This window comes from Amycolatopsis sp. CA-126428 (assembly GCF_002904335.1).
Lineage (GTDB): Bacteria > Actinomycetota > Actinomycetes > Mycobacteriales > Pseudonocardiaceae > Amycolatopsis.
Genome location: NZ_PPHF01000074.1, coordinates 63,446 through 79,365 on the forward strand (window position 1 = coordinate 63,446; position 15,920 = coordinate 79,365).

At 71.9% G+C, this 15,920-nt stretch carries 17 protein-coding genes; 7 read left to right on the forward strand and 10 right to left on the reverse strand.

All coding sequences use genetic code 11. The features are described from left to right. A complete protein-coding gene (locus C2L58_RS18640; RefSeq protein WP_103338853.1) occupies positions 1-561 on the forward strand; it encodes a TetR/AcrR family transcriptional regulator in 561 nt (186 codons plus the stop codon). On the opposite strand, the gene C2L58_RS18645 is transcribed toward C2L58_RS18640, so the two are convergent. Both C2L58_RS18645 and C2L58_RS18650 read right to left on the reverse strand, forming a co-directional pair. Further along, on the reverse strand, positions 558-812 hold the full coding sequence (locus tag C2L58_RS18645; protein ID WP_103338854.1) for a hypothetical protein: 255 nt from the start codon (positions 810-812) through the stop codon (positions 558-560). The genes C2L58_RS18640 and C2L58_RS18645 overlap by 4 nt on opposite strands. A 68-nt stretch (positions 813-880) precedes the next feature. Then, complete coding sequence (locus C2L58_RS18650; protein WP_103338855.1) at positions 881-1,906, reverse strand: CobW family GTP-binding protein; 1,026 nt, start codon at positions 1,904-1,906, stop codon at positions 881-883. A 451-nt stretch (positions 1,907-2,357) separates the two neighbouring features. Here C2L58_RS18650 and C2L58_RS18655 point away from each other — a divergent pair, with 451 nt between their 5' ends. From C2L58_RS18655 to C2L58_RS18665, 3 genes are all read left to right on the forward strand, one after another. Further along, positions 2,358-3,491 carry a nitric oxide synthase oxygenase gene (locus C2L58_RS18655; protein WP_103338856.1) on the forward strand — a complete coding sequence of 378 codons (1,134 nt, stop codon included), beginning with the start codon at positions 2,358-2,360 and terminating at the stop codon, positions 3,489-3,491. 91 nt (positions 3,492-3,582) lie between these two features. Further along, a complete protein-coding gene (locus tag C2L58_RS18660; protein ID WP_103339413.1) occupies positions 3,583-4,089 on the forward strand; it encodes a flavodoxin domain-containing protein in 507 nt (168 codons plus the stop codon). 79 nt (positions 4,090-4,168) lie between these two features. Beyond that, complete coding sequence (locus C2L58_RS18665; protein ID WP_103338857.1) at positions 4,169-5,449, forward strand: MFS transporter; 1,281 nt, start codon at positions 4,169-4,171, stop codon at positions 5,447-5,449. Positions 5,450-5,459: 10 nt separating this feature from the next. Here C2L58_RS18665 and C2L58_RS18670 read toward each other — a convergent pair whose 3' ends face one another. From C2L58_RS18670 to C2L58_RS18685, 4 genes are read right to left on the reverse strand one after another with little or no spacing between them, the layout of a single operon-like run. Further along, entirely contained in the window at positions 5,460-6,596 is a 1,137-nt protein-coding gene (locus C2L58_RS18670) for a hypothetical protein (protein ID WP_103338858.1), read from the reverse strand. Positions 6,597-6,640: 44 nt separating this feature from the next. Further along, a complete protein-coding gene (locus tag C2L58_RS18675; RefSeq protein ID WP_146073634.1) occupies positions 6,641-7,303 on the reverse strand; it encodes a hypothetical protein in 663 nt (220 codons plus the stop codon). A 35-nt stretch (positions 7,304-7,338) separates the two neighbouring features. Next, a complete protein-coding gene (locus C2L58_RS18680) occupies positions 7,339-7,998 on the reverse strand; it encodes a response regulator transcription factor (RefSeq protein WP_103338860.1) in 660 nt (219 codons plus the stop codon). 9 nt (positions 7,999-8,007) lie between these two features. Continuing rightward, positions 8,008-9,207 carry a sensor histidine kinase gene (locus C2L58_RS18685; RefSeq protein ID WP_199191329.1) on the reverse strand — a complete coding sequence of 400 codons (1,200 nt, stop codon included), beginning with the start codon at positions 9,205-9,207 and terminating at the stop codon, positions 8,008-8,010. Between the two features lie 167 nt (positions 9,208-9,374). Between C2L58_RS18685 and C2L58_RS18690 the strand changes: the two genes are divergently transcribed. After that, positions 9,375-9,983 (forward strand): MmpS family transport accessory protein, encoded by a 609-nt coding sequence (locus tag C2L58_RS18690; protein ID WP_103338861.1) that lies wholly within the window; start codon positions 9,375-9,377, stop codon positions 9,981-9,983. 78 nt (positions 9,984-10,061) lie between these two features. Here C2L58_RS18690 and C2L58_RS18695 read toward each other — a convergent pair whose 3' ends face one another. Both C2L58_RS18695 and C2L58_RS18700 read right to left on the reverse strand, forming a co-directional pair. After that, positions 10,062-11,567, reverse strand: a complete 1,506-nt coding sequence (locus C2L58_RS18695) for a sialidase family protein (RefSeq protein WP_103338862.1) — start codon at positions 11,565-11,567, stop codon at positions 10,062-10,064. A 113-nt stretch (positions 11,568-11,680) separates the two neighbouring features. Further along, positions 11,681-12,649, reverse strand: coding sequence for a YeiH family protein (locus C2L58_RS18700; RefSeq protein ID WP_103338863.1), 969 nt, complete (start codon positions 12,647-12,649; stop codon positions 11,681-11,683). 71 nt (positions 12,650-12,720) lie between these two features. Here C2L58_RS18700 and C2L58_RS18705 point away from each other — a divergent pair, with 71 nt between their 5' ends. After that, complete coding sequence (locus C2L58_RS18705) at positions 12,721-13,620, forward strand: LysR family transcriptional regulator (protein WP_103338864.1); 900 nt, start codon at positions 12,721-12,723, stop codon at positions 13,618-13,620. On the opposite strand, the gene C2L58_RS18710 is transcribed toward C2L58_RS18705, so the two are convergent. Next, positions 13,617-14,519 carry a LysR family transcriptional regulator gene (locus C2L58_RS18710; RefSeq protein ID WP_103338865.1) on the reverse strand — a complete coding sequence of 301 codons (903 nt, stop codon included), beginning with the start codon at positions 14,517-14,519 and terminating at the stop codon, positions 13,617-13,619. The two genes, C2L58_RS18705 and C2L58_RS18710, sit on opposite strands and share 4 nt — an antisense overlap. Before the next feature lie 122 nt (positions 14,520-14,641). Here C2L58_RS18710 and C2L58_RS18715 point away from each other — a divergent pair, with 122 nt between their 5' ends. After that, positions 14,642-15,526: an SDR family oxidoreductase gene (locus tag C2L58_RS18715; protein WP_103338866.1), complete on the forward strand. Its 885-nt coding sequence runs from the start codon at positions 14,642-14,644 to the stop codon at positions 15,524-15,526. A 63-nt stretch (positions 15,527-15,589) separates the two neighbouring features. Here the strand turns inward: C2L58_RS18715 and C2L58_RS48710 are convergent, their stop codons facing one another. Next, positions 15,590-15,910 carry a hypothetical protein gene (locus C2L58_RS48710; RefSeq protein ID WP_146073635.1) on the reverse strand — a complete coding sequence of 107 codons (321 nt, stop codon included), beginning with the start codon at positions 15,908-15,910 and terminating at the stop codon, positions 15,590-15,592. Between the last annotated feature and the right edge of the window lie 10 nt (positions 15,911-15,920).

The window sequence follows — 15,920 nt, forward strand, 5'->3', positions numbered from 1 at the left end:
GTGGCCAGGACCCGTCCCGGCGATGCGGGCGCGAAAGTGCTCAAAGCCGCGTCGACGCTGTTCTACCGCGACGGCATCCACGCCGTCGGCGTCGACACGGTGGCGGCCGAAGCCGGGGTGACGAAGGCGGCCCTCTACGGCAACTTCGGGTCCAAGAGCGGGCTCGTCGTCGCCTACCTGCGGGAGCGCGACCGGCGGTGGCAGGAGGAGGTCGACCGGATCACCGCCGCGCACCCCGATCCGCGGGACCGGGTGCTGGCGGTTTTCGACGCCTACGAAGCCTGGGTGGCGCGCGACGGCTACCGCGGCTGCGCCTTCCTGAACGCGACTTCGGAGTTCCCCGACCCCGCCGACCCGGTCCGCGAGGTGGTCCGCCACCACAAGACCGCGTTGCACGGCTATCTGCGGGCGCAGCTCCGGCGCGGCCACCCTGAGCGCGCCGACGTCCTGGCCGACGAGCTGATGCTCCTGCTGGAGGGCGCCGCGGTCACGTCGGTGGTCGCCCAGGGCGCACAGCCGTTCGAGACCGCCAAGCGGCTCGCGCGGACGTTGACCGCTTAGATCCCCAGGTCGAGCACGAGCTGGCTGCGGTCCTCGCCGACGCCGGACAGCGTCGCGACGCACGCCGGGCACGGCGCGAGCTCGGCGGTGACCAGGTCCACGGGCTTCCAGCTGCGGGACTCCCGTTCGCCGCAGGCGGACCGCCGGTAGCGGAGGTCGCCCGAGCGGGTCATCAGGTGGGCCAGGGGGACGTCTTCGGGCAGCACGCCGACCAGGTACCAGCGTGGTGCGCTCACCGCGGTGGTCGTCATGGCGGCCAGTGTCCGTCGCGGTGCCCGGGGTCCGGGCGCATTTGCCGATCTTCGGCGTGGCGGGGTGCTCAGGCCTGGTCGGGCAGGTACCGCAGGACGTGCAGCAGGCCGCGTTCGTCCACCGTGTCCGGGTCTTCGGCCAGGCAGCTGCCGAGGTCGGCGAGCACGGCGTCGGTGTCGATCCCGGCGCCGATCAGCACCAGCTCGGTCCGCCGCGGCTCGCCCCGCGGCCACGCCGACCGCGCCAGCTGGACGAACCCGCCGACGGTGTGCAGGTGGAAGCGCGATTCAGGGCCGGTGGGGCCGAAGTCGGCTTGGCCCTTCATCCGGTAGAGCCCGGCCGGCCGCCGCTCGAGGAACTCGACGAAGGCACGCGGCGCGAGCGGCGTCGCGGCGGTGAAGGTGACCGTCTGGTACTCGGCGTGCAGGTGCCGCGAGTGGTCGTGGTCGTCCTCGCGCAGGTCGTCGAACGACAGCTGCCCGGCCCGCTCGCCGCGGGGTTCCGGGTCGAAGAACAGCCGCGGGTCGACCCGGCCGTGCTCGGTGACCAGCAGCGGGCGGCCCGGCGCCAGCTCTTCGACGGTCGCGGTCAGCTTCGCGAGCGCCCCGGCGGGCACCCGGTCGGCCTTGTTCAGCACCACGAGGTCGGCCAGCCGCAGGTGGTCGGCCAGCTCGGGGTGGCGTTCGCGGGCGGCCTCGAACTCGGCGGCGTCGACGACCTCGGCGAGCCCGCCGTAGCGGATATCGGGGTTCTCACTGGCGATCATCAGCCGGATGAGGTCGCGGGGTTCGGCGATGCCGCTGGCTTCGACGACGATCACGTCGATGCCCGCCTCCGCGCTCGAAAGCTTCGCGAGCATCGCGTCCAGCCCGCCGGCGTCGACGGCGCAGCACAGACAGCCGTTGCCGAGCGAGACCATCGTGTCGACCTGGCCGGCGACGGCGAGCGCGTCGACGTTCACCTGCCCGAAGTCGTTGACCACGACGCCGACCCGGGCGCCCTCGCGGTTGGCGAGCAGGTGGTTGAGCAGCGTCGTCTTGCCCGCGCCGAGGAACCCGGCGACGAGGACCACGGGGATGCGCCTGGCGTGCACGAAACGTCCTCCCTCTGCCGATCACCGCGACTCTAACGCCGAGGCCCCTACACGGCCGGACGACCCCGGTGAAGGCCGTTCGGCGAATGCCCACGAAAAGACGCAGGCGGTCGCGCGGGAAAGGATCACGCGGATTTCGCCGCCCGGCGTGATCGATTGACGGAAACGCGCTTTGCCATGTCCGGATAACTCTTGGTAGTAGTTGTTTTTTCGGCGTTCAACCTGCGTGCGCCGGTATTCCGCGATCGCCGGGACGTCGTTCCCGAGTGGGGGATCCCGCCTCGCGGACCGTCGGGTATCCTCCCCCGCCTGGCCGGAGTTCCCAGGACAGTGGGGACTTCCGGCCGGCAGTGTCGTCGGTGACTCTCGGAGGAACGGTGAACCTTTTCGTCGGGCTGCAGATCGCGATTTCGGAGAGTGGGGAACCGCGGTGACGGTTACACCCGAGCGGGTGACGCCCTCCCTATCGCTTTACTCACAGCGTGTCTCGCAAGAGCAAAGCGTCAATTCCGCGGAAGCGGAAGAATTCCTGGACCGGATGTTCGCCGAAGGCGCCGCGGAAGAGGGCGAGCGGTTGGAGACCCGGCTGGCCGCGGTTCGCGCGGAAATCCAGGAAACCGGCACCTACAGGCACACCCCGGCCGAGCTGGCGTACGGCGCGCGCGTCGCGTGGCGCAACTCGGCGCGCTGCATCGGCCGGCTGTACTGGCGCAGCCTGCGCATCCGGGACCGGCGCCGGGTCACCGATCCCGCCGCGATCGCCGGCGAGTGCGTCGCCCACCTCCGCCAGGCCACCCGGGGCGGGCGGATCCGGCCGACGATCACCGTCTTCGCGCCGGACACCCCGGACGCGCCGGGCCCGCGGATCCACAACGAGCAGCTGATCCGCTACGCCGGGTACCGCTTCGAAGACGGCTCGGTCCTCGGCGACCCGCGCTACGCCGCATTCACCGAGCAGGTGCGAAGACTCGGCTGGCGGCCGCCGGAGCGAAGAGGCTCCTTCGACGTCCTGCCCCTGCTGATCGAGGCCGTGCCCGGCGAGCCGCGGCTGTTCACCCTGCCGCCGGACGTCGTCCTGGAGGTCCCGCTGACCCACCCGGACCACCGCTGGTTCGCGGGGCTGGGGCTGCGCTGGCACGCCGTGCCCGCGATCAGCGACATGCCGCTGGAGATCGGCGGCGTCACCTACCCGGCCGCGCCGTTCAACGGCTGGTACCTCGGCACCGAGATCGGCGCCCGGAACCTGGCCGACGAGCGGCGCTACGACCTGCTGCCGGTCGTCGCCGAGCTGATGGGCCTGGACACCGCGTCCGAGCGGACGCTGTGGCGCGACCGGGCGCTGGTGGAGCTGACGCTGGCGGTGCAGCACTCCTTCGACGCCGCCGGGGTCACGATGGCCGACCACCACACCGAATCGCGCCGGTTCCTGTCCCACCTGGAACGCGAGGAGCGGGCCGGGCGCCGGTGCCCCGCGGACTGGAGCTGGATCGTGCCGCCGTTGTCCGGTGGGCAGACCGCGGTTTTCCACCGCTACTACGACGAACCGGACCCGACGGAGCGACCGGCGTTCCTGCCGCCGCCGTGAGGGCTGCGGAGAGTAGCGTGCGAGCGCCCGTTCGGCGGATCGTGGGCGACCCGCGGGGCAGTCCGGTCCCCGAGGGCCGACAATGGTCCGCATGACCGCAGTCCTCGTCGCCTACGCCGGGCGTCATGGCGGAACCCGGCAGATCGCCGAGGTCATCGCCGCCGAGCTCGGTGCGGCGGGTCTGACCGTCGATGTGCGCGACGCCGCCGACGTGGCCGGCGTCGAGCACTACGCCGCGGTCGTCGTCGGCAGCGCCCTGTACTACCACCGGTGGCGCCCGGAGGCCGTCCGGTTGCTGGAACGCAACGCGCGGGCGCTCGCCGAGCGTCCGGTGTGGTTGTTCCACAGCGGACCGTGCGGCCCCGGCGCGGCCACACACCAGGTGAGCCTGCCGGCGAACGTCGCGTTGCTGGCCGCGCGCATCGACGCGGAACGCACGGCCACCTTCGGCGGCCGGCTGGACCCGGCGACCGTGCACGGCCTGATCCCGAAGCTGGTGGCGTCGGGCCGGCGGGCCGGGGACTTCCGTGACTGGGACCGGATCAAGGCGTGGGCCCGGGACGTCGGCCGCCGGGTCCGCATCCGCGTCGCGCTCTGATCCTCTTGCCCGCCCGGGGTGGTGGGTGCTAAACCGGGCCTGAGGTCTTCCGGTGGGGAACCGACGGAACGGGGCGAACGTGACGGATCGACCGGGCAAGAAAGCGCTTACCTCGGACCAGCGCAACGCGTTCCTCGCGGCGCTGCTCGGCTGGAGCATGGACTCGTTCGACTACTTCCTCGTCGTCTTCGTCCTGGCGGACATCGCGAAGGACAAGTCGTTCGGGGCGACGGCCACGCAGCTGGCGTTCATCACGACGGCGACCTTGGTGATGCGCCCGGTCGGCGCGCTCCTGTTCGGCCTGTGGGCCGACCGGGTGGGCCGCCGGATCCCGCTGATGGCCGACGTCGTGCTGTACTCGGTGGCCGGTCTGCTGTGCGCCTTCGCGCCGAACTACACGGTGCTGCTGGTGCTGCGGTTCGTCTACGGCATCGGCATGGGCGGCGAGTGGGGCCTGGGCGCGGCGCTGGCGATGGAGAAGATCCCGGTCGAGCGCCGCGGCTTCTTCTCGGGCCTGCTGCAGGTCGGCTATTCGATCGGCTACCTGCTGGCGGCGCTGGCGTACCTGCTGTTCCACTCGGCGCTCGACCTGCAGTGGCGCTGGATCTTCGTGCTGAGCATCTTCCCGGCCCTGATCAGCCTGCTGATTCGCGCGCGCGTGCGCGAGTCGGAGGTGTGGGAGACCGCGCGCGAGAAGCTGAAGGTGACCCGGACGTCGGTGAAGGACATCCTGCTGAACCCGAAGGTGATCCGCCGCTTCGGCTACCTGATCCTGCTGATGACGGCGTTCAACTGGATGAGCCACGGAACCCAGGACGTCTACCCGAGCTTCTTGAAGGCCCACGACAACGGCGGCGCGGGGCTGAGCGCGGCGACGAGCACGTGGATAGCGGTGCTGTACAACATCGGAGCCATCATCGGCGGCTTGACGTTCGGCACGCTGTCCGAGCGGCTGGGCCGCCGCCGCACGATCGTGACGGCGGCGGTCCTGGGCCTCCCGGTGATCCCGATCTTCGCCTTCGACCACGGCGCGGGCATGCTGGCGCTGGGCTCGTTCCTGATGCAGATCATGGTCCAGGGGGCGTGGGGAGTGATCCCGGCGCACCTGACGGAGATGTCACCGGACGCGATCCGCGGGTTCTACCCGGGAGTGACCTACCAGCTGGGCAACCTGCTGGCGGCGTTGAACCTGCCGATCCAGCAGGCGATCGCGGAATCACACGGGTACACGTCGGCTCTGGTGTGGACGGTGGTGCCGGGGCTGATCGCGGTGGCGGTGCTGACGGCGATCGGGAAGGAAGCGAAGGGGATCAAGTTCGGCGAGTCGGCGGTGGCCACGGCACCGGCGGGGGCGCAATGAGCTGGTCCGCTCAGGTCTCGGGCTTCGCTTCGGAGCCTTCGCGCGATTCGGCCAAAGCTTCTTCGATCATCATCCGTTCGTAGATTGCGGCGAACTGGCTCCGGCCGCTCTGCCGAGCGTGTTCCAGGAAGGAAACGACGTGCGCGGGATCGGGTTCCAGGCCTAGCAAGTGAGCGGCGACGGCGGGGTCGCCCATTTCGATCGCATGGCGAGCCAGGCTGGTCAGGTGAGCGGTGGCGGGGTTCAGTGCGATGAAGGACGAAAGCACGAAAGTCGCAGTCGTCCGACCTTGGTCGATGGCGAAAACCGCGAGCTCGTGGAGATCCGGCCGGGGGCTGTCAGCGGTGATGGCGGCCGCCAAGATGGGAAGGGCCAGTCCGATCTTCGTCTCGACCGCCTGCCGGGCAAGCTCGGTAAGCTCTTCGAAGCCGCCGTTGCTGGAGAGCGCCTTTGCGGCCGTGACCATGACTATCCCGTCGCCGGCCCGAGCCGCCTCGCGGAAGATTTCCTTCACCTCGCGGAAGCGACCCAGCTTGCCGACGGCCAGGGCGATCAGCCCGATCGCCTCCGTGTCGCCGGCCTCGAAAGCCCGTCGGAAGCATTTCTCGGCGAACTCGAACCGGTCAGCCAGGTAAGCGACCATGCCGATCGCCGCGACACCTCGGTCGGAGCTCAGGGAGAACACGGCATCCCACGTGTCATCCGGCACAGGCGAACCGCCCAGCGGGCTGGTGCCCTCCTGCGCCTGGTCTACCAGGTAGTCGGAAGCCAAGTACCGGTCATCGGCCCGAGGCTGCAGACATGAACTGGCGCTGAGCACCGGCTGGGCGGCCCACCGCAGACCTTCGGTGACCGACGGCAGATCGGGGCGGTCGCACCACGGCGCAGGGAGGTAGCAGAGATGCAGCTCGGCCAGTGTGGTGCGCGGAACGGGCTCGGAGTAGCCCGCCCGGCGGCAGTCGACCGCCGCGCTGATCAGGGCCTGGCCGACGTAGAACAGCGGGCTGTCGCCGACCGACCAGCGCTCCAGCATCGGCGTGCCCGCCGCCAGGTACTCCGCGAAGCCCTCAGAAGCCGCCAGAGCCCGGCCGATGCGCGGGTCACCTGCCCGTGCGGTCTTCGCGCGCTCCTGCTCGGCCTCCGTCAAGTGCTGCTTGATCGCGATCAGGTGGCTCGGCGGGATACAAGCGATCAGATCCGCCGCAGCTTTATTGATCGTGCCTTCGACCGCCCGGAAGGCGGCGAGCTCGTGGTCGCGGATGGTGGCGACTCACAGACCGAGGGAGCCAGCCGCTGGAGCAGACCCACGTCGAGGCCACCCGGGACGAGGAAGCGTTCAAGGTCGTCGAGCCAGATCACGGTGTCCTTCAAGCCGGACTTGGCGATCTCCCGCATCGCCGGGCCGTCGAAAGGAACGAGCAGGTCATGACCGGGGCGCAACCGGCGGATGGCCTCGGCCGCCGCGCGGCTCTTGCCTGCTGCGGCGCGGCCATGCAACAGAACCAAGCCGTTGCTCGCGATCGCCCACTCCAGGTCCTTGTCGCGGTCCCGGGGCACATACCGGGGGAGATCCCGGTCGTCGAACGTGTCCACCGCACGCTTGACCCGCAACGCCAGCAACGACACGTCGGCCACCTTCGGCAGCCGATCGCCGTCGAGGTGGAGCGCCCGGCCCACGAACACGCTTCGCGAAACGGCAGGCTCCCGGCGCCGCAGTTCGACCAGGGAGAAGCCGACTGCCACGACGGCCGCGAGCCAGCTCAGCGCCTCGAGCGTCCGCCGGACCGGACCACCGTCCGCCACCAGCCAGCTCAGCCAGCCGAACCGCAGGGCCAAGAGAAGAACGACCGGCACGAGAACGGCCACAGCTCGGCGAACCCAACGGGACTTCACGGCGTCACGAGCGCCGCTTCATAAGCGAAGATCGTCAGCTGCACCCGGTTCGACACATCCAGCTTCGCGAACGCCCGCGTGATGTGCGTCTTCACCGTCGCCTCGCTCAAAAAGAACTCAGCGGCGATCGACGCGTTCGGCTTCCCCTGCGCCACCGCCGTCACGATCTCGCGTTCCCGCTCGCTGAGCAGCTCCAGCTTCGCCTGAGCCCGCGACCGGCGCGGATTCGCCCGCGCCGCCACGAACTGGCCGATCAGCTGCTTCGTCGTCCGGGGGGACAACATCGCGTCGCCGTTGGCCACCACGCGGACGCCTTCGATGATCTCCTGCGGGGAGCCCTCCTTCAGCAGGAAGCCGCTCGCTCCGGCCGCCAAGGCCTCGAACACGTACTCGTCCAGGTCGAACGTCGTCAGGATCAGCACCTTCGGCGGGCGGGGCTGGGCCAGCACGGCCGCCGTGGCCACCAGGCCGTTCATGCGGCGCATGCGGATGTCCATGATCACCACGTCCGGCGCGTGCCGGGCGACCTGCTGGACCGCTTCGTCGCCGTCGCCGGCCTCCGCGACCACCCGCAAATCCGGTGTGCTGCCCAGGATCATGGACAGTCCGGTGCGGACCAGCGGGTCGTCGTCGACGAGCAGTACACGCACGCTCACCCGCTCATGCTAGGACGCCGGTACCACCCACGGCAGCCAGGCCCGCAACGCGAACGTCCGCTGGTCGACCGGGCCCGCCGACAACGAGCCGCCCAGCAGGGAAATCCGCTCGTTGACGCCGGTGAGCCCGGTGCCCGACCCCGGTGACGGCACCGGGTGCGGCGGCAGCGGGTTGACGACCTCCAGCGACAACCCCGCGCCCGGGCCGCCGCGCACCAGCACCTCCGCGGGCGCCCCCGGCGCGTGCCGCAGCACGTTGGTCAGGGCCTCCTGGAGGATCCGGTACGCCGCGGTGGCGAGCGGAACCGGAGCCGCCGACACCTGGTCGAGCAGGATCGTCACGTTGACCGCCAAGCCCGCTTGCCGGGCGCCGGCGATCAGGTCGGGGATGTCGGCCAGCGTCGGCGGTGGCGGCTCCGCGGGCCCGCCGGGTGCCCGCTCGGCGAAGCCCGGGCCCCGCAGCACGCCGATCACCTGACGCAGGTCGTCGAGCGATTGCCGGGCGGTGGTCCGCACGGTCTTGGCCGCCGCCACCGCGTCCGGCGTCGTGGCGGCGGTGACCTCCAACGCGCCCGCCTGCAACGAAAGCAGGGAGAGCCGGTGCCCGAGGACGTCGTGCATCTCGCGGGCGATCCGCGCCTGCTCCTCCTTGCGGGCCACCTGATCGCGCAGCGCCTCCTGCTCGGCGATCCGGCGGCGCGTCTCGGCGAGGCTGTGCCGGACGATCCCCAGGGTGAGGGGCACCGCCGTGTACACCACCGCGGTCAGCACCACCCCGGTGAGCTTGGCGGCGGTCGTGCCGGTCGACATCCAGGCCTCGGCGAGCGACGACTCCGCGGCCCGGCTCGCGTCCCGCCAGACCGCGAGCCCGGTCGCCGCGAACACCAGCGTCGCCGCGCTCCACCGCCACCAGCCCACGTACCGGGTGGTGAGCGCGGCGAGGGCGATCAGCGCCGCCATCGAGTCGCCGGCCAGCAGCAGCGGCGGCACCAGCGCGATGCCGGTGACGAGCAGCGGCCAGCGGTGCCGCCAGACCAGCATGACCGCCGCGCCGATCGCGACGAGCCAGCCGAGCATCCCGAACGCCGTGGGCAACGCGTCCGGGTCGTCCGGCGGCGAGCTTTCCAACGCGAAGTTGACGGTGCTCGTCAGCACGCCCGCCGCGACCGCGAGCACGGTGCACACCACCCGAAGCACGGACCGTCCCATGCGGGAAGCCTACGAGGTGGTCACCACCACCCCATCAGCCGTTCCGCTCGTCCACCCCGCGATCGGTGACGACTTAAGTCGTACGGCGTCGAGGCTTGCGGACGACGCGGGACGCCTTACCGCGCTGGTTTCCTTCTCGCCGTCAAGCAGCAGCGAAAGGAACCCCGATGACCGACTACACCCCGCTCCAACAGCACGCCGCCCCGCCGGCCACGCCGCCGCGCAACGGCCTGGGCACGGCCGGGTTCGTCCTCGGCCTGATCGGGCTGGTGATCGCGCCGATCCCGCTCGCCGGGGTCGCCGCCTGGCCGCTGGCCGTGCTCGGCCTGATCCTGTCGGCGGTGGGCGTGGCCAGGGTGCGGGCCGGCAAGGCGACGAACAAGGGACTCTCGATCGCCGGCGTCGTCGTGTCGCTGCTCGGCCTGATCGTCAGCATCCTGTGGCTGGTGGTGATCGGCAAGGCGATCAGCGACGTCAACGACCAGGCCGGCCAGCACCACACCATCGTCTACCAGGTGAGCGGGGACGCGAAGGCCGTCGACATCGTCTACAGCACCTTCGACCGGGACACGATCCTGATCAACACCGAGGTCGGGGCCGCCCAGCCGTGGACCAAGACCGTCGAAGCCACGGGATTCCTCGCCGGAGCCCAGTTCTCCGCGACCGCCGGGCCGGACGGCGGCTCGGTGGGCTGCCAGGTGATCGTCGACGGCAAGGAGGCCAAGACCGCCACCGCGGCCGGGGCCGGGGCCGTCGCGAACTGCACCGGCTTCTGAGTCCCGTGCCGCCCGGGCGAGGGGGCCGGGCGGCACGGGTGAGGTGGGACCCGGCCCGGGGGCGGGTCCCACCCCGGTTCAGCCGCAGTGCTCGAACTGGCTGTCGTAGACCTGGCCGCCGGCCGAGCCGCCCCACTTCACGCACTTGTCCGCCGCGGTGGCCTTGACCGGGCCGGCGAAGTAGGAGAACGCGCCCGAGTCGGTCTGCCGCGCCGAGCCCTTGACCTCCAGGTAGGCCGCGGTCGCGGTGGCCGTCCCGGCGGCGCCGTTCTTCATGGTGCTGACGCAGTTCTGGCCGTTGGCCGCGTTGTACGACAAGAACACCGTGCCGGCCGCGCCGCCGGTGCCGAGCGGAGCCGAGTCGATCACGCCGTAGCCGCCACCGCAGGCGGGGGCGCCGAGCGCGGCGTCACTGACCGCGGCGAAGCGGATCGTGTCGTTCGCGTGGTACTCCGGGCCCGCTTCGAACAGCACGCCGACCGACGACTGGGACAGCTGGACCATGTCGGAGTACGACGCGTCCTGGCCCCACACGAGCACGCTGCCGGCGGTGCCGGTCCAGTTGGCACCCTCGTCGAAGGACGAGTGGACCCGCAGCTCCTTGCGCCGGTCGCAGACGGACGGGGCCGCGAAGACGATGCGGTTGTACTTGCCGCCGGTGTCGGTCGCGCTCATCCGGGCCGTCGAGCCCTCGACGACCGGGGTGACGAGGTCGGTGGCGAAGGCGAACTTCGAGCTGAACGTCGCGCCGCCGTCGGAGCTGATCGCGGACGCGCGGTTGTGGGTGCCGTCGGAGAGACACTTGTCGTCGCCGTTGGCGTCGTTGCGCGCGGCGGCGTAGACCCGGCCGTCCCGCAGTTCGGTGACGCTGATCTCCTGCGGGTTCATCAAGTCCGAAGTGGACGTGTCGGTCGCCCCGCGGTGCCAGGTGGCGCCCTTGTCGTCGCTGTAGACCAGCGCGCCGGTGTTCTTGCCGCTGATCGTGTAGCTCATGCCGGCGACGAGCCGGCCGGCGTGCGCGCCGCGGGTCAGCACGATCCCGTGCGACGGACCGGTCGCCAGCCACCCCGGCGCGCTCGCGAACCCGAGTTCGGTGGTCAGCACCTTCGGCGCGCCCCACGTCTTCCCGTTGTCGTCGCTGATGGACACGCGCGGGATCCGGCCGCACGACGGGTTCGTGAAGCACTGCATGGTCGACAACAGCACGATCCGGTTGCTGCCCGGGAGGACGATCGGCGCCGGATTCCCCTTCACGTCCCCGAAAGCCTCGATGGCGGTGTTCAGCGCGCCCCACGTCTTGCCGCCGTCGGTCGAGCGCTTCATGACCAGGTCGATCTTGCCGAGGTCGTTGCAGAAGTCGGCGCCGCCGTTGCGGCCCTCGGCGAAGGCGAGCAGGTCGCCGTTGTTCGCTTTGACGATGGTGGGAATGCGGTAACAGTCGTGGCCTTCGGTGTTCTTGGCGAACACCAGCGTGCTGGCCACGTCGGCCTGAGCGGTCGCGGCGCCGACAGCCGCCGGGACCGCCAGGGCGGCGCACCCCAGCAGCCCGGCCAGCAGACCCTGGGCGAGTCGGGTGATCTTCACGGTTCGTGCTCCCTACGGAATCGGTCAACGTCTCGCCGGCAGCGTCGACGCGTCCCGTACAAGAGGAGTACAACCGCGCGTATAACGACCTATACGTGACCGCCAGGGAAAATTCAGGTGAACGCGGCCAGGGTGCCGAAGCCGGTCGCCAGCACCAGAAGCGTCGAGAGGAGCCCCAGAAGCAGGGCCCGTCCGCCGCCGCGCAGCAGCGCGCCGAGCCGGACGGCGCAGCCGAGGCCGAACAACGCACCCGCGAGCAGGAGCGTCGACGCGGTCTTCGTGACGTCGAGCACGAACGCGGGGACCAGGCCGGTGCTCCGGACGGCGACCATCGCGAGGAAGCCGAGGACGAACAGCGGCACGAGCGGAGCGTGCGTGTCGCGGCGGCCGCGTTCGGTCGCGCCGACGAGCGCGACCACCGGGGCGAGCAGCACGACACGGCTCAGCTTCACCACGACGGCGATCCCGACCGCGGCCGCCCCCGCGGGCCCGGCCGCCGCGACCACCTGGGCGACTTCGTGCACCGAGATCCCGGCCCAGCTGCCGGTCCGGGTCGCGTCCAAGCCGAGAGCGCGCGCGAGCAGGGGAAGCGCGGCCAAGGCGACGCTGCCGTAGCAGGTGACGAGCGCGACGGCGGTGGCGACGTCTTCGTCGTCGCGCTCGATCACGCCTTCCACCGCGGCGATCGCCGACGCGCCGCAGATCGAGAAGCCGGTGGCGACCAGCAGGGCGAGACTGCGCGGGACCCGGACCAGCCGGGCGAGGCCGAGCGTGCCGAGGAAGGTGACGGCGACCGTCAGCACGACCGCGGCCAGCGAGCCGGGGCCGAGCGCGAGCACGGTGGGGACGGCGAGCTGGAGCCCGAGCAGCACGACGCCCGCGCGCAGCAGGCGTTTCGTCAGGCGGGCGACGGCCTGGCGCTGTTCGCCGGTCAGGACAGGGGTGCTCCCGACGACGACGCCGAGCACCACCGCGGCGGTGAGGGCGCCCACCACCGGCCAGGCCGAGCTGAGCGCGTACGCCGCGGCGACGCCGAGCCCGGTGATCGCGAAGCCGGAGGTCTTCGCCGTCGTCAGTGCCATACCGTGCAGCGTCGTCGCCCGCGGGCGTGCGCGGTAGCCGGCCGTCCGTGGTGAGGTCATAGACTGAAGCTATGACCGGACCGGACCTGGACTCGCTGCGCCTGTTGGTGCTCGTCGACGACCTCGGCAGCATCGGCCAGGCGGCCGGCGCCCTCGGCATCGCCCAGCCGTCGGCGAGCAAACGGCTGTCCACTTTGGAACGTCAACTGGGACTGTCCCTGGTGGACCGGACCCGGCGCGGCTCGGCGCTGACCCCGGACGGCCGGGTGATCGCGGGCTGGGCCCACCGCGTGCTGACCGAAGTGGACGGACTGCGCACCGGCGCGGAAGCCCTGCGCACCCAGCGGGGCGCGCAGTTGCGCGTCGCGGCGAGCATGACGCTCGCCGAGCACTTCGTGCCCGCCTGGATCGGCGAGGTCAAGCGGACCGGGCCGGACACCTACGTCGGCCTCGAGGTGGTGAACTCCGAGCAGGTCGCCGACCTGGTCGCGCGCGGGCGGGTGGACCTGGGGTTCGTCGAGTCGCCGGGGCCGTGGCCGGGGCTGGCCACGCGCCGCGTCGCGGCGGACCGGCTCGTCGTGGTGGTCCCGGCGGGGCACGCCTGGGCGCGGCGCCGCCGTCCACTGCGGGCCGAGGAGCTGGCCGCGACGCCGTTGGTGGTGCGCGAGCCGGGCTCGGGAACGCGCGAGACGGTCGAGGCGGCGCTGCGCCGGGCGGGGGTGGGCCCGGTGCGGCCGTTGCTGGAGCTGGGTTCGGCCTCGGCGGTGCGCAACGCGGTGATCACCGGCGCCGGGCCGGCGGTGATCAGCGAGCTCGACGTGGTGCGCGAAGTGGCCGGCCGGCGGCTGGTGCCGGTAGCGGTGGAAGGCATGGAGCTGGGCCGGGTGCTGCGCGCGGTGTGGCCGGCGGGCCGGCGTCTCACGGGCCCGGCGGCGGAACTGCTGACGCTGGCGGTGCGGTCCGGCTCTTAGCGTGCCGAAACCTTGAGGCCGGCCGCTTCGGGGCTGGTCAGGTGCGCCGCCAGCGTCTTGCACGCCGACGCCAGGAGGTCGTTGTCGTCGCTCGCGCGGGTGGCCAGGGCCACCTGGCACGGCTCGATGCCGTCCAGCGGGACGATCGTCACGTCGCGCCGGAGCCGGCTGAACCGCACCCCGGCCGGGACGATCGCCACCAGCTGGCCCGCGGCGATCAGTTCGAACTTCTCCTCGAACTCCTTGACGAGCGGGCCGTCCGGGGCGCGGCGGCCGTCCGGGCGCGGGTCGATGCGCCAGAACGCGTTCCACTCCGGGTCGTCGACGCGGGGGAGCGGCTCGTCCGCGAAGTCGGCCAGCGTGACCGACTCCCGGCCGGCCAGGCGGTGGTCCGCGGACACCAGCAGCACCCGCTCTTCGGGGTAGAGCACGGTGACCCGCAGCTGGTCGGCCCGCAGCGGCAACCGCGTCACCGCGACGTCCACCCGGTGCTCCAGCAGCGCCTCCCGGGTTTCGGTCCAGCCCAGGTGCCGGGTCAAGACCTCGGCCTCGGGGTGGCGGCGGCGCAGTTCGCGCACCGCCGGCGTGACGAACAGGTTCGTCCGGTAGCCGATGGTGATGCGGCTCGGCGCGGCCGCCGCGCGGGTGCTCACCGCCGCCTGCTCGGCCGACTGCAGCAGCGCCTTGGCGCGGGGCAGGAACACTTCGCCCGCTTCGGTCAGCCGCGTGCCCTGCGGCGTGCGATCCAGCAGGCGCGCGCCGAGCTGGCCCTCGAGCCGGCGGATCTGCCGGCTCAGCGACGGCTGCGTCGTGTGCAGGGCGGCCGCCGCGCGCCCGAAGTGCCGATGCTCGGCCACGGCCGTGAAGTACCGCACCAGCCGCAGGTCCAGGTCCGCCATGACCGCAGTCTAGCTGCGGTGATGCCCGAAGCGTATCGGCCGATGAGAACCAGGCTTTGGACGTCCGCGCCGCCGCGGCCCAACGATGGAAGCACTGTCAGCCAGCTACGAGGAGTACGAAAATGCGGGTGTTCGTCACCGGCGCGACCGGGTTCGTCGGCAGCGCCGTCGTCCGGGAACTGCGGGAAGCGGGGCACGAGGTCCTCGGCCTTTCCCGTTCGGAGGACAAGGCCGCGGCGCTCGCGGCCACCGGCGCCGAGGTCCGGCGCGGGAACTTGACCGACCTGGACGGCCTCCGCGCGGCGGCCGCCGAAGCGGACGCGGTCGTCCACACCGCCTACGTCCACGACGACTTCGCCGACCTCACGGGCGCGGCGGCGACCGACCGCGCGGCGATCGGCGCGTTCGGCGAAGCGCTCGAAGGATCCGGGAAGGCGCTGATCATCACGGCCGCGACCGGCCCGGTGGCCCCGGGCCGGATGGCCACCGAAGAAGACGCGGCCGCCCCGGCGTTCCCGCGATCGGCGTCGGAGGCGGCGGCGCTCGCGCTGGCCGAGCGGGGTGTGCGGGCGTCGGTGCTGCGGCTGCCGCAGTCGGTGCACGGCGAGGGCGACGGGCACGGGTTCGTCCCGGCCCTGATCCGTCTCGCGCGCGAGACGGGGGTGTCGGCCTACCCGGGCGACGGCACGGGTCGCTGGGCCGCGGTGCACCGCTTCGACGCGGCGCGCCTGTACCGCTTGGCCGTCGAGGCGGCGCCCGCGGGCGTGCGGCTGCACGCGGTGGGCGACGAAGGCGTGCCGCTGAAGGCGCTCGCCGGGGTCATCGGGGAGCGCCTCGGGCTGCCGGTGCGGTCGGTGGCCGACGTCCGGGGCCACTTCGGCTGGCTCGCGCACTTCGCCGGGCCGGACGCGCCGGCGTCGAGCGTCCTGACCCAGAAGCGGCTCGGCTGGCTGCCCGAGTGGCCCGGCCTGCTCGCCGACCTGGAAGCCGGGCACTACTTCGGCTGACCTTCCTTGCCCTCGATCGAGCGGCGATATATCGTGTGAATGTCGCCGATACGACTTGGAGGGTTATTCATGGAGATGAGTGCGGGCGCGGGACGGATCTTCGCGGGGTTCGGTGGGGACTTCGGGCAGGGGCGCCCGGGTCACCCTGGGCACCCGGGGGGCGGGCACGGCGGGTTCGGGCACGGCGGGTTTGGGCACGGCCATCCCGGGCTGGGGCGCGTCGGGGCCGAGCACGGTGGGTTCGGGCATGAGCACCCGGGGCATGGTGGGGCCGAGCACGGTGGATTCGGGCACGGGCACCCGGGGCCAGGGCATCTTGGGGCCGAACACGCGGGGTTCGGGCATCCGGGGCATGCCGGGGCCGAGCACGGTGGGTTCGGGCACGGGCGTCCGG

Excerpts from the sequence above, each read along its gene's own strand:
- C2L58_RS18645 (WP_103338854.1), bottom strand. The coding sequence starts at position 812 with ATGACGACCACCGCGGTGAGCGCACCACGCTGGTACCTGGTCGGCGTG.
- C2L58_RS18660 (WP_103339413.1), top strand. The coding sequence starts at position 3,583 with ATGACCGCAGTCCTCGTCGCCTACGCCGGGCGTCATGGCGGAACCCGG.
- C2L58_RS18685 (WP_199191329.1), bottom strand. The coding sequence starts at position 9,207 with ATGGGACGGTCCGTGCTTCGGGTGGTGTGCACCGTGCTCGCGGTCGCG.
- C2L58_RS18690 (WP_103338861.1), top strand. The coding sequence starts at position 9,375 with ATGACCGACTACACCCCGCTCCAACAGCACGCCGCCCCGCCGGCCACG.
- C2L58_RS18700 (WP_103338863.1), bottom strand. The coding sequence starts at position 12,649 with ATGGCACTGACGACGGCGAAGACCTCCGGCTTCGCGATCACCGGGCTC.
- C2L58_RS18705 (WP_103338864.1), top strand. The coding sequence starts at position 12,721 with ATGACCGGACCGGACCTGGACTCGCTGCGCCTGTTGGTGCTCGTCGAC.
- C2L58_RS18710 (WP_103338865.1), bottom strand. The coding sequence starts at position 14,519 with ATGGCGGACCTGGACCTGCGGCTGGTGCGGTACTTCACGGCCGTGGCC.
- C2L58_RS18715 (WP_103338866.1), top strand. The coding sequence starts at position 14,642 with ATGCGGGTGTTCGTCACCGGCGCGACCGGGTTCGTCGGCAGCGCCGTC.